Source organism: Undibacterium sp. Ji49W (assembly GCF_049340205.1).
Lineage (GTDB): Bacteria > Pseudomonadota > Gammaproteobacteria > Burkholderiales > Burkholderiaceae_D > Undibacterium.
In genome coordinates, this window is the sequence record NZ_JBMPOW010000003.1 from 1 (window position 1) to 12167 (window position 12167).

Below are 12167 nucleotides of genomic sequence, written 5' to 3' on the forward strand. Positions count from 1 at the left end.
ATTATATTCACTACTATAATCACGACCGGATCAAGGTCAAACTAAAAGGACTGAGTCCTGTGCAATACAGAAATCAGTCCTTGGCTACTTAGATAATTAACGTCCAACTTAATGGGGTCACTTCAGACATGGAGCTGTTTTTGTTTGTGTGTTCCAGACTTTTTCTAAAATTCTTCCCAATCTGTATTTGCACCAGCGGTCGGTTTTTCTACTGCGGATTGCTTCATTGCCGGTTTGACTGATGCTGGAGATTTGTCTGGCGTCTTGCCTAACTTTAACGGCGCGCGGGCCGCTTTGCTGGCAGTGAGCGGCTTGCTGAGTGCGGCCGGTGCAGGAGTTTTTTGTGCGACATCCAGCTTAAATACGCTGACTGCTTGCGCCAGTGCGCCGGCCTGTTCCTGCATGCTTTCGGCCGCAGCCGATGCCTGTTCCACCAGCGCGGCGTTTTGCGTCGTCATTTCATCCATGTGTGAAATGGCGAGGTTGACCTGTTCTATGCCCGCACTTTGTTCCTGGCTGGCGGCAGTGATTTCACTCATGATGTCGGCCACATGCTTGATCGAGGTCACAATTTCATCCATGGTCATGCCGGCTTCATCGACCAGTTTGTTGCCGAGGTTGACCTTTTCTACAGAATCGTCAATCAGGGTTTTGATCTCTTTGGCGGCGCTGGCGCTACGCTGTGCCAGGTTCCTGACTTCGGCGGCCACAACGGCAAAGCCGCGTCCCTGTTCACCGGCACGTGCTGCTTCGACAGCGGCATTCAGGGCCAGGATATTGGTCTGGAAGGCAATGCTGTCTATCACACCGATAATATCGACAATCTTGCCCGAACTATCCTTGATCGAACCCATGGTGTTGACCACCTGACCAACAATATGGCCGCCCTTGGTGGCGACTTCAGACGCCGATATCGCCAGTTGATTGGCTTGACGGGCATTGTCGGCATTTTGTTTGACGGTCGATGTCAGTTCTTCCATCGATGACGCCGTTTCTTCCAGCGAACTGGCCTGTGATTCGGTGCGGCCCGACAGGTCGGCATTGCCGGAGGCGATTTCGCTGGAGGCGGTAGAGATCATTTCGGTACTGCTATGTACCTGGCTGATGGTCATCACCAGGCTATTGTTCATGTCGGCCAGTGCACTCAGCAATTGACCGGTTTCATCGCGGGAACGGACTTCTATCTTGCCGGTCAGGTCACCATTGGCGACCCGGGTTGCAACTTTGACGGCTGCATCCAGCGGTCCGGTAATTGAACGTGCAATCCAGGTGGCAACGGCGGCGCTGAGGATGAGGGCGATGATACCAAGGACGACCATCAGGTTGCGCGAGAACATGATGATGTTCTTGATTTCTTCACCGTTCGCTGCCATGTCGGATTTTTTGATGTCGCTCAGGGTCTGGATGTCGGTCAGCGATTGCTTCAGGGCAGGGAAGGTGATCTTGCCCATCATTGCCACGGCTTCGTCTTTTTGATCCAGTTCTATCAAGTCCCCGGTCTTGCTGAAGGCGGTGACGAACGCTGCATTGGAAGCCACCAGTTTGTCAACGGCATCTTTCTCTTTTGGGGTTTGTGCCAGCTTCTTGAGGGTGTCCAGCAAGGACGTGATTTTCTTTTTATTGGCATCGATGGCGCCATATTGCTGAGTGCGTGCGTTTTGATCTGGTGTGATGAACAATTCCAGCGTGCGGCTACCGTTTTCCTGGATGATGGCAGAAATGTCCAGCGCGCTGGTGAAGCCAACGGCATCGTTTTCCAGTATCTGCTTATTGCGCGTAGCAATTTCATTAAGCCGCACAACGCTGATACTGACCATTAGCAGCATGGTCAGCAGGGTAAGGCCAAAACCAAAACTGAGGCGTACCCTGATCTTGAGATTGCTGAAGTTCATGATAGTGATTCCTATATAAAACAATGAGTTAGGAAGCTACAAAGCAATTTTGCCGTCTGCTCACAGTGCTTTATCCGCTTGTAGGGAATTGAATTGCACTGAAGATAGCGTATCGAGCATACCAAAATTGGCCTGTAGCGCTAGCTAAATGTGTGATTAGTCGTACGGCATGTCGGTTTCCTGACAGTTTCCGGTTTTTGATCATGTAAAATCAGGAATATGATGATAAAAACAGAGGATTTATGAAGCTTGCAACACTTAAGGATGGTTCCCGCGATGGTCAGTTGCTGGTCGTGTCCCGTGATTTGAAGACGGCCTGTATTGCCGATGGTATGGCACCGACCTTGCAACGCGCGCTGGACGACTGGAATTTCATGGCTCCCCAGCTGGATGAATTGTATGCAAGGCTAAATGCCGGGCGGGCGGCCAACAGCTTTGATTTTGATGCCAGCAAGTGCATGGCGCCGTTGCCGCGGGCTTTTCAATGGGCAGATGGCTCTTCCTATGTCAATCATGTAGAACTGGTACGCAAGGCCAGAAATGCCGACATGCCCGACAGCTTCTGGCATGACCCGCTGATGTACCAAGGTGGCAGTGATGATTTTATTGGGCCGCAGGATGATATCGTCATGGCGTCGGAAGAATGGGGTATCGATTTCGAAAGTGAAATCGCGGTGATCACCGGTGATGTACCCATGGGTGTCAAGGTGCAGAACGCTGCTGAACATATACGCCTGCTGATGCTGGTCAACGATGTGTCGCTGCGCAATCTGATACCGGCTGAACTGGCCAAAGGTTTTGGCTTTTTTCAGTCCAAGCCAGCTTCCAGTTTTTCCCCGGTAGCGGTGACGCCGGATGAGCTGGGTGATGCCTGGAAAGACGGTAAAGTACATTTGCCCTTGCGTTCCAGCCTGAATAATATGCTGGTTGGACAGCCGAATGCAGGCGTGGACATGGTGTTTTCTTTCCCACAGCTGATTACCCATTTGTGCAAGACCAGAAATGCCCGTGCCGGCACCATCGTCGGTTCGGGTACAGTATCCAATAAGGATGCAGCCAAGGGCTATAGCTGCATCGCAGAAAAACGTGCGCTGGAAATGATCGCCGTTGGCGAGCCAGTTACGCCGTATATGAAGTTTGGTGATAGCATCAAGATAGAGATGCTGGATAAAAATGGCAAATCGATTTTCGGTGCGATAGAACAAAGCGTGGTTGAGCAACACGGCTGACCTGTTATTCCTCTGCCTGACAGCCAGAAAATGCCAATCCCTCTTTTTTAGTGGAGTAGTGTATGTTGCCTGTTTTTTCCTGCACCTTGCGTGCTGCCGTGTTGGCTGCCGTAAGCCTGGTCAGCCTGTCCGCTGCGGCCCAGATCAAGGTGGGTGTCAATCTGTCGACGACAGGCCCGGCGGCGGCCATCGGTTCTTCGTCCAAAAACGCCATCCTGCTGTGGCCAAAAGAAATCGCAGGCAAGAAGGTCGAATACATTTTGCTGGATGATGCCACCGACCCGGGCAATGCAGTCAAGAATGTCAGGAAGCTGATCGCGGAAGAAAAAGTCGATATCATCATCGGCCCCAATACCACACCGAACGCCCTGGCCTTGCTGGATGTGGTGGCAGAAAACGAGACGCCTATGCTTACGCTCGCCGCCTCTGCCAGCATTGTTGAACCTATGGATGTCAGGCGAGCCTGGGTGTTCAAGATGCCGCAAAACGATACCCATATGACGACCATCCTGACCCAGCATATGGCGGATCATGGCATCAAGACCGTCGCCTTTATCGGTTTTGCCGATGCCTATGGTGAAGGCTGGTGGCGTGAATTTTCCAAACTGGCTGAACTGCGCCATATCAAGATCGTGGCGAATGAACGCTTTGCCAGGACAGATACCAGTGTCACCGGCCAGGTATTGAAGATGATGTCTGCCAAACCGGATGCGGTGTTGATTGCAGGCTCAGGCACACCAGCGGTGTTGCCGCAAAGGACGCTGATAGAGCGTGGTTATAAGTCACAGATTTATCAGACCCACGGCATCGCCAGCCTGGAATTTTTGAAACTGGGCGGCAAGGATGTCGAAGGTACGCTGTTTCCTACCGGCCCGGCAGTGGTGGCCCGTCAATTACCGGAAAAAAATCCGGTCAGAAAAGTCTCTGTCGATTTCGCCCAGAAGTATGAAACTGCTTATGGACCGGGCACTGTAACCCAGTTTGCCGGTGATGCCTGGGGTGCCTACATGCTGATGGCGAATGCGATTCCCGTCGCATTGAAGGTCGCACAGCCTGGTACCAAAGCTTTCCGGCAGGCTTTGCGTAATGCGCTCGAAAATACCAAAGAGCTGGTGGTGCCGCAGGGTGTCATCACGATGAGTCCGACTGACCATGTGGGCCTGGACCAGCGCTCACGCGTCATGGGCAAGATCCAGGCGGGCAAGTTTGTGTATGCCTATGGTGGTTAAGCTGCCTGCGTCCTATTATTGCCGTCCCATCTGGAAGAAGACATTCTTGGCACCCGCCGGACCGACCGCAAAGCCCAGATAAATCGGGCCGATGAAGCTGTTGAACCCGGCAAACAGACTGGCGCTCTTGCGTAGTGAGGCAGTGGAGATTTCACTGCGCTTGTTCCAGACATTGCCAACTTCCAGTGAAGTGCCAAGGAACAGGCTTTGCCCCGCGAGGTCAAATTTGACGGCGCGCAGCAAGTACGTCAGGCTGCCATACAGCATGTAGTTGCCGGTGAACTGATCTGGCTGATAGGCTGACAATTGCTGGAAACCACCCAGGGTAGAACCGATGCCGCGTATTTCGGTATCACTCTGGAATAAACCTGCACCATTCAGCTTCAGGTTGATGCTGTGGTTGTTCCAGCTATTTGCCCAGGTCGTATTCATGCTCAGTTCCTGGTAATTATTGTGTGACCGGTCCGTACCCAAAAAAACATTGCTGTCGAACTTGTATCCATAGCGCGGGAAGCTGGCATCGCTGAGCTGGTCAATCACCAGTGCCGCCTTCACGCCCAATTGATGCAGGTCGGCGCTGGGCAGGGGGTCTGTGCCCAGACTGCCATCCGGGTTCAGATACAGAAAACCACCTATTTTCGGGCGCACACGATAACTGTTGAAGTTCAGGCCCAGCTTGGCTTCACCCAGTATGCCCTGATCACCCAGCCGCATGCCCAGATCTAGTCCTATCTTGTCGCTGCGGAAGTTGTATTCGGCGACACGGGTATTGCCGCTATATAGATTCCTGGTGTTCTGACCGACTTCTGCAAAAGGCGACAGATACATGCCCTCGCGTTCAAACAGGGGCTGACGCAGTTCGGTATGCAGCTTGAGACTGTTGCCAAACTCCAGATCATTGCGCCATTCCAGCCCACCTTCAGTCAGCCAGGGGCGGCGATGGCCAACCTGCAGTTTGAAGCCGCCCGTACCTTCAAAACCGCTGGACAGTGCCAGTCCAAAGCGCAGGAAATGCGGTCCCCAGTTGCGACCGTTGGCATTCACACGGATTCCGTACTCGCCGTCGCGTTCCACCAGATCATGGCTGATGCTGTCAAAGTCACGCGCACTGTTGAGTATGGACAGTTTGCGGTTGACATCTTCAGCCTTGTACTCGGTGCCAAGGTGTATGTTCAACTGGCGTCGTATATCGCTTTCAGGTACGGCGCCATTGGTGGCAATATCGACGAACTGGATATCGATCTTCGGCAATTGCGGGTTCAGGCGTATCTGGTGGCGTATTGCATACACCTGTGGTGACAGACTATAGGCCTGCAGCCTTGATTCCAGCTCGCGTGTGATTTTTTCGCCGATGACCACGGCTTCTTTGGACCGGCCAAAATCCATAAAACTGATATTGCCCAGATTGGGTTCTATCAAAATATCATTCGCGTTCAGCAAGGCTTTCTGGGCTTCGACATTCTGCTCAGTGAGAATGTTGACCATCTGCTGACTGACATTGAACAGTGTCAGTAATTGATCCCGGGGCAATAGCGGTGTGCCGATGTTGACGGCAATCACGATGTCGGCCCCCATCTTGCGGGCAATATCCACGGGCAGGTTCCTGACCAGGCCACCATCTGACAACAGGCGGCCATCAATTTCTATGGGAGCGAAAACGCCGGGTGCGGCCATGCTTGCGCGTATGGCTTTGTGCAGTGGCCCTTTGCTGAAGATCACCATTTTTCCGGTTTCCATATCCGTGGCAACCGTACGGAAGGGGATGGGAAGGCGGTCAAAATCGATGTCTGGTTGCAGATGGGCAGTCCAGTTCTGCAATAATTCCTGAAACTGGGATGCCTGTACCACACCGGCTGGCAGGCGCACGCCATTCGCGCTCAGACCCAGAGTTGCCCCCAGCGGATATTGTTCATCTTCCTCGCGCACAGATTGCGGCAGCAGGCGTCTTTCTACACGGTCCAGGGCAATGTCATTGAGTTTCAGAGCATCCAGGCGGCTTTCGATTTCACTGGCTGAGAGGCCGGCAGCATACAGGCCACCGACCACCGCCCCCATGCTGGTGCCAGCGATACAGTCGATGGGAATACGCAATTCTTCCAGCACCTTCAGCACACCAACATGGGCAAAGCCACGCGCGCCGCCACCCGACAGGGCCAGACATATGCGGGGATTTCTTGGCTGTGGCGGCTGTACGGTCAGGCTTTCTGCATGGACATAATTTGATGTCAACAAGCAACTTGTGAAGCTCAAAATTAGCAGTAAAAGTGGTTTATACATGTCAGACAGTGTGGAAACATGGAATTCTGGGCTCAGGGTCTATATACTAATGGGTGCATATTAAATCATGTTAACCTATGTTTAATTGCATAAGAACCTATTTGTGATCTTACTGCGCGTACGTGATCGAGGCTCATGTGCTGCTCAAAATGCTCATGTACCAGAGTACATTCCGCTTTTTGCGCTGCGTTTTTGTTACCTTTAACCTCGCTGACGCACGCTCGCTACAGATCGCAAACAGGTTCTGCGAGATTTTTATCGTCCTTACCAAAAAACCTATGAACCTACATCAATTGCGTTTTGTACGTGAAGCTGTGAGACAGAATTTTAATCTGACTGAGGCAGCCAAGGCCTTGTTTACCTCGCAACCTGGTGTTTCCAAGGCAATTATTGAGCTGGAAGAGGAATTGGGGGTCGATATCTTTACCCGTCACGGCAAGCGTATTCGCGGCCTGACCGAGCCGGGCAGGGCGGTGCTGAAGTCGGTTGAACTGGTGATGCAGGAGATCGATGGGCTGAAACGCATAGGCAAGGAATTTGCTGCGCAAGACAGTGGCAGCTTCACCATTGCCACTACCCATACCCAGGCCCGATATGCCTTACCCAAGGTGGTGCAGGCTTTCATGCAGAAATACCCTAAGGTGCGTCTGTCGCTGTTGCAAGGTAATCCCAAGCAAATTGCCGAAATGGTCATGCGTGACCAGGCTGACCTGGCAATTGCCACCGAAGCCATTGCCGGTTTTGACGGCCTGATTTCCCTGCCTTGCTATCAATGGGAGCATGTCGTGGTGGTACCGGTCGAGCATCCCCTGCTGAAACTGAAAAATGTCACGCTGGAAGAAATTGCCAATTACTCGCTGATCACCTATGATTCCGCCTTTGCCGGACGGACCAAGATCGACCACGCTTTCCATATCCGCAACCTGAAGCCCGATATTTTGCTGGAAGCGATTGATGCCGACGTCATCAAAACCTATGTGGAACTGGGTATGGGCGTGGGTATTATTGCCGGTATGGCATTTGATGCCGAGCGTGACCGCAATCTGCGTGCCATTCCTGTCGGCCATCTGTTCGGCATGAATATTTCGCGTGTGGCCATCAAGCAGGGGGCGTATCTGCGTAGTTATATCTATACCTTTATTGAATTGCTGAACCCCACCCTGAACCGTAAAATGATAGACAATGTCATGCAGGGTAACAAGGATACCTACGATTTATGAGCATGCAGGCCCTGCATACCTGGCCAGCGGCAGAACGCAGCCAGGTGCGTGGCATCCTGACCGATATCGATGACACCTTGAGCACGCATGGCAAGCTGACTGTGGCCAGCCTGGATGCGCTGGACAGGGCCAAAACGGCAGGTTTAAGACGTATAGCAGTCACTGGCAGGCCGACATACTGGACACTGCCGTTATTGAAGTTATGTGATTTTGATGCCGTCATTGCCGAGAATGGTGCCAGCGCCTTCTGGCTGGACGGGCAGGGCCAACAGCAGGCACTGTATTATGCCGACGCTGCGACACGTCAGCAGCATCGGCAGCAACTGGAAGCCTTTGCCCATGTCATGCGCCGCCATTTTCCCGCTATCTTGCCGGCTGCAGATGCGCCGCAACGCATTGGCGACCTGGCTTTTGATATCGCCGAAAACATCCCGGCCATACCCATGACGCAATTGAATGAGGTTGTGGCCCTGATACATGAACATGGCCTGTATGTCACTACCAGCAGCATCCATGCGCATGCCTCTGTGCTGCCGTTTTCCAAGCAGAGCATGAGCCAGCGCTTATTGCATGAAGTGTATGGTGTAGACGATGCAGAAGCCTGTCGTACCCATGTGTTTATTGGCGATTCTGCGAATGATGCCAGCATGTTTGCCCATTACCCCCTGTCGGTTGGGGTCGCGAATGTGCGAAAATTCCTGGACCGGTTTGAAGCTCACCCGTGCTATGTCTGCAATGCTGAATATGGTGCCGGTTTTGTCGAGCTGATTGATTTTCTGTTGAAAGATAAAGATGAGTGAAAATACCATGCGCGATTACTATGCGCAAAGAGCGCAGACGCTGGAGAAGGTGTATCAGAAGCCTGAGCGCCAGCAAGACCTGCGCGAAATCGAAACCCGTGTGCAGGACGTGCTGCAAAACCAGCGCGTGCTGGAACTGGCTTGCGGAACCGGCTACTGGACCGAACGTTATGCCGCCCAGGCAATATCCGTCGCAGCAACCGATTACAACCAAAGCATGCTCGACCTGGCGCAGGCCAAATCGTATCCTGATGGCAAAGTGACATTTGCACTGGCTGATCTGTATGAATTGCCCGCCGCCACAGCAGACCAGTATTCAGCCTGCTTCGCCGGATTTTTCTGGTCGCATGTCAAACGGGAAGCGCAGACTGGCTTGCTGGCCCATTTGAGCAAAGTAGCAGGCAAGGGCACAACACTGGTGCTGATCGACAATAATTATGTCGAAGGCAGTAGTACCGTCATCGCCCGTACCGATCTGGAAGGAAATACTTTCCAGCTGCGCAAGCAGGAAGATGGTAGCCGTGTGGAAATTCTCAAGAATTTCCCGACAGATAGTGCCCTGCGCAAGAAATTTGGCCCTGCCGTGCGGGATATCCGCATCTTCAGAAATACCTATTACTGGATGCTGACCTGTATTTTGAAATGAGTTCTAGTATTGTTCCTCCAAGATCAGCTGTGCTACATTGCAAGTCGTTTAAATTTTTCAGGAGTAATTCATGGACTTGCAAGCATGCACAGAAGCGATACGCGCTAAAGTTGGTGATAACAGCGGTTTGAATGCGACGCTGAAATTTGATTGCGGTAGCGAAGGCGTGGTTTTTGTTGATGCCGTAGCGACACCGAATACCGTCAGCAATGAAAACCAGGAAGCCGCCTGCACCATCAGTATTTCACTGGAAAACCTGGCTGCGTTGCTGACCGGACAACTGAATCCGATGAACGGTTTCATGATGGGCAAACTGAAAGTATCTGGCGACATGGGTGTGGCCATGCGCTTGCAAACGGTGGTCTAAGATTTATTGACGCAGACTGCGTAAGAATAGCAGTTTCAACGATCTGCACTAGATCTGGACTATTAAAGCGGCATTTCACATTGGCGAGAGCGATGGGAAATGCCGTTTTCAATTTTATCCCGTAGAATTTCGATCTTTGTTCACACCAAAGACATTGCTCCTGGTGCCAATGCTGATGTGCCATCTGGATACAGGGCGTCGTAGCAGCGAGTGCAACTGGTGCAGAGTAAATGCGAACGCTTGACGAATTTGTAACGCAATATCAATTGCAGTTGCACCCCGCTGCAATGGGGGCAATGCTCACGCATACTGCCTGCCGAAGGTGCATCTTCGGATTGATAGCCTTCCTGTATCATGACTCCTTCTATGACATCTCTGGGATCTAATTGCACCAGGGTAAAATCAGGTGCACGTAAATTACGCCTTTCTGAGTAAATATCTTGTTGAACGGGTTTGCGGATAGCACTGGCTGTCATCATGGTTTGCTCCTGGTATGACTTTGTGCGCCAGTCCCCTGATGTATGCTTGGCATCATGCAAGGTGGTCGGGCGGACTTTCAATCTAGTAAAATTCAGACTCAAAAACAAGGTGGAAAACGACAAATATGACGTCGACCAAGAATGCATGGACGCTGAGCTTGCAGCCGCATGCCTGGACATGTGAAACCGATGAAGAAACCAGTCTGCTGGAAGCCGCGCTGCTGGCAGGCGTGCGCCTGCCCAATTCTTGCCGCAATGGTACTTGCCGTACCTGTTTGTGTCAGATGCTGTCTGGTGAGATCGCCTATCGCGTCGAATGGCCAGGGCTGAGCCTGGAAGAAAAGCAGGACGGATGGATATTACCCTGCGTTGCCCAGGCGCGTAGTGATGTGACCCTGGATGTGCCAGCCGCAGTGACTATTTTTGATTAGAACTCATCCCATCCCTATTGATGAAATGAGTTCTGGCTAATGCTTACAATAATGCTTACAAGATTTGTGCTTTCAGCGATGTCAGTGTTTTACCTTCAATCTGGTAAGCGGACAGGTGCTCTGGCACTTCACATTGCCATTTGAGTTCCCGCTCTATCTTTTGCCGCAAATGATCAGCCGCTGCCGGTTCACCGTGGGTAATGAACGTGCGCAGCGGGGGCTGCTTCAGGTGCTGTAGCCAACCCAACATCTCTTCATAGTCAGCGTGGGCGGATAGTCCGTCGATTTGCACGACTTTGGCGCGTATCCTCACATCCTGACCATGTATGCGCACGGTGGCAGCGCCATTGATCATGCTTTCCCCACGCGTGCCCCCGGCCTGATGGCCGCAGAACACAATGGCGTTGCGATCATCCGGTGCCATGTATTTCATATGATGCAATACACGTCCTCCCGTTGCCATGCCGCTGGCAGAAATAACGACTTTAGGCCAGCGTTCACTATTGATACGCTGCGACTCTTCTGGCGTGCGCGCATAAGTCGTCATGGCGATCATGCCTTCGATATCTTTGACGGATAATTTCAAACCATCAGCATGCTGGCTATAAATGCTGGTCGCACTTTCTGACATGGGGCTGTCAAGGTAAATCGGAAAATCGGCGATCTGTTTTTTCTTGCGCAACTGATATAGCAAGTACAGCAGTGTCTGCGCCCGTCCGACGGCGAAAGAGGGGATGAGGATTGATCCTCCATGTTGCACGGTGCTGTTGATGACATCGCGCAATGCATCTTCCGGCGCATTGCTGGCATGCAGGCGGTCACCGTAGGTTGATTCAACGATCAGGTAGTCGGTTTTTTCCGGAAATTCCGGTGCTTTCATGATGTAATCGCGCGGTCTGCCCACGTCGCCGGAAAACAGCAGGGTGCTGTGATCCATTTGAAGCGCAATACTGCAAGAACCGAGTATGTGACCATTCGGTATCCATCTTGCATGTACTTCATCGGCAATCCTGATGCGCGTATGGTCATCGACCATATGAAAATGTTTCAGGGCCTCGCTGACATCATCGCTGTCATAAAGTGGCAGCGCTTGCTGATGTTTGGATAAGTGATGGCGATTCAGGTAGGCGGCTTCTTCTTCAAATAAATGGGCTGAGTCGCGCAACAACAATTTACACAGCGCAAAGGTCGCCTTGGTGCAGTAAATTTTCCCCCGAAAGCCGCGTTTGACGACGACCGGCAGATAGCCGGAATGATCGAGATGAGCGTGCGTGAGGAGTATGGCGTCGATTTTTGCTGGATCGAATGGTGGATCTTCCCAATTGCGCAAGCGTAACTGCTTGTAGCCCTGGAATAATCCGCAGTCGACCATGATATTGCTATGTTCAGATGTCAGCAGATAGCGCGAGCCGGTTACCGTGTTTGCTGCTCCTAAAAAATGCAGTTTGAGCAAAATACACCTCCGCGTTGAGATTATGTTTGGTTACGTCTCTCTGTAGCGCCCTGTCAGCATCCGAGGCGTTGAGGTTTGGGATTGCTTTGCAACGTAGACAAAGAATCTGATTTTTGTGGATCAAAGAGTAACAGGCTGACATCA

Annotated in this window: 12 protein-coding genes; 8 read left to right on the plus strand and 4 right to left on the minus strand. The window is 52.0% G+C overall.

Going from position 1 to position 12167, the window contains the following annotated elements; all coding sequences use genetic code 11:
- On the plus strand, positions 1 to 92 hold a 92-nt coding region (locus ACO0LK_RS04130; protein WP_422973026.1), incomplete at its 5' end, for an IS3 family transposase.
- 72 nt (positions 93 to 164) lie between these two features.
- Here the strand turns inward: ACO0LK_RS04130 and ACO0LK_RS04135 are convergent.
- Positions 165 to 1892, minus strand: coding sequence for a methyl-accepting chemotaxis protein (locus tag ACO0LK_RS04135; RefSeq protein WP_422972471.1), 1728 nt, complete (start codon positions 1890 to 1892; stop codon positions 165 to 167).
- A gap of 242 nt (positions 1893 to 2134) precedes the next feature.
- Here ACO0LK_RS04135 and ACO0LK_RS04140 point away from each other — a divergent pair, with 242 nt between their 5' ends.
- Together ACO0LK_RS04140 and ACO0LK_RS04145 are read left to right on the plus strand one after the other, a co-directional pair.
- Entirely contained in the window at positions 2135 to 3121 is a 987-nt protein-coding gene (locus tag ACO0LK_RS04140; protein WP_422972473.1) for a fumarylacetoacetate hydrolase family protein, read from the plus strand.
- A gap of 62 nt (positions 3122 to 3183) precedes the next feature.
- Positions 3184 to 4350 (plus strand): ABC transporter substrate-binding protein, encoded by a 1167-nt coding sequence (locus tag ACO0LK_RS04145; RefSeq protein ID WP_422972475.1) that lies wholly within the window; start codon positions 3184 to 3186, stop codon positions 4348 to 4350.
- 15 nt (positions 4351 to 4365) lie between these two features.
- Here ACO0LK_RS04145 and ACO0LK_RS04150 read toward each other — a convergent pair whose 3' ends face one another.
- Complete coding sequence (locus ACO0LK_RS04150; RefSeq protein WP_422972477.1) at positions 4366 to 6582, minus strand: patatin-like phospholipase family protein; 2217 nt, start codon at positions 6580 to 6582, stop codon at positions 4366 to 4368.
- Positions 6583 to 6905: 323 nt separating this feature from the next.
- Here ACO0LK_RS04150 and ACO0LK_RS04155 point away from each other — a divergent pair, with 323 nt between their 5' ends.
- From ACO0LK_RS04155 to ACO0LK_RS04170, 4 genes are all read left to right on the plus strand, one after another.
- Positions 6906 to 7847, plus strand: a complete 942-nt coding sequence (locus ACO0LK_RS04155) for a CysB family HTH-type transcriptional regulator (RefSeq protein WP_422972479.1) — start codon at positions 6906 to 6908, stop codon at positions 7845 to 7847.
- A complete protein-coding gene (locus ACO0LK_RS04160) occupies positions 7844 to 8647 on the plus strand; it encodes an HAD family hydrolase (RefSeq protein WP_422972481.1) in 804 nt (267 codons plus the stop codon). The genes ACO0LK_RS04155 and ACO0LK_RS04160 overlap by 4 nt, the downstream gene beginning before the upstream one ends.
- Positions 8640 to 9293 carry a class I SAM-dependent methyltransferase gene (locus tag ACO0LK_RS04165; protein WP_422972483.1) on the plus strand — a complete coding sequence of 218 codons (654 nt, stop codon included), beginning with the start codon at positions 8640 to 8642 and terminating at the stop codon, positions 9291 to 9293. Before ACO0LK_RS04160 ends, ACO0LK_RS04165 begins: the two co-directional genes overlap by 8 nt.
- Before the next feature lie 70 nt (positions 9294 to 9363).
- Positions 9364 to 9660, plus strand: a complete 297-nt coding sequence (locus tag ACO0LK_RS04170; protein WP_422972485.1) for an SCP2 sterol-binding domain-containing protein — start codon at positions 9364 to 9366, stop codon at positions 9658 to 9660.
- A 140-nt stretch (positions 9661 to 9800) separates the two neighbouring features.
- Here ACO0LK_RS04170 and ACO0LK_RS04175 read toward each other — a convergent pair whose 3' ends face one another.
- Positions 9801 to 10139 carry a hypothetical protein gene (locus tag ACO0LK_RS04175; protein ID WP_422972487.1) on the minus strand — a complete coding sequence of 113 codons (339 nt, stop codon included), beginning with the start codon at positions 10137 to 10139 and terminating at the stop codon, positions 9801 to 9803.
- A 125-nt stretch (positions 10140 to 10264) separates the two neighbouring features.
- Between ACO0LK_RS04175 and ACO0LK_RS04180 the strand changes: the two genes are divergently transcribed.
- Complete coding sequence (locus ACO0LK_RS04180; RefSeq protein ID WP_422972489.1) at positions 10265 to 10570, plus strand: 2Fe-2S iron-sulfur cluster-binding protein; 306 nt, start codon at positions 10265 to 10267, stop codon at positions 10568 to 10570.
- 55 nt (positions 10571 to 10625) lie between these two features.
- On the opposite strand, the gene ACO0LK_RS04185 is transcribed toward ACO0LK_RS04180, so the two are convergent.
- Positions 10626 to 12023: an MBL fold metallo-hydrolase RNA specificity domain-containing protein gene (locus ACO0LK_RS04185; protein WP_422972491.1), complete on the minus strand. Its 1398-nt coding sequence runs from the start codon at positions 12021 to 12023 to the stop codon at positions 10626 to 10628.
- Between the last annotated feature and the right edge of the window lie 144 nt (positions 12024 to 12167).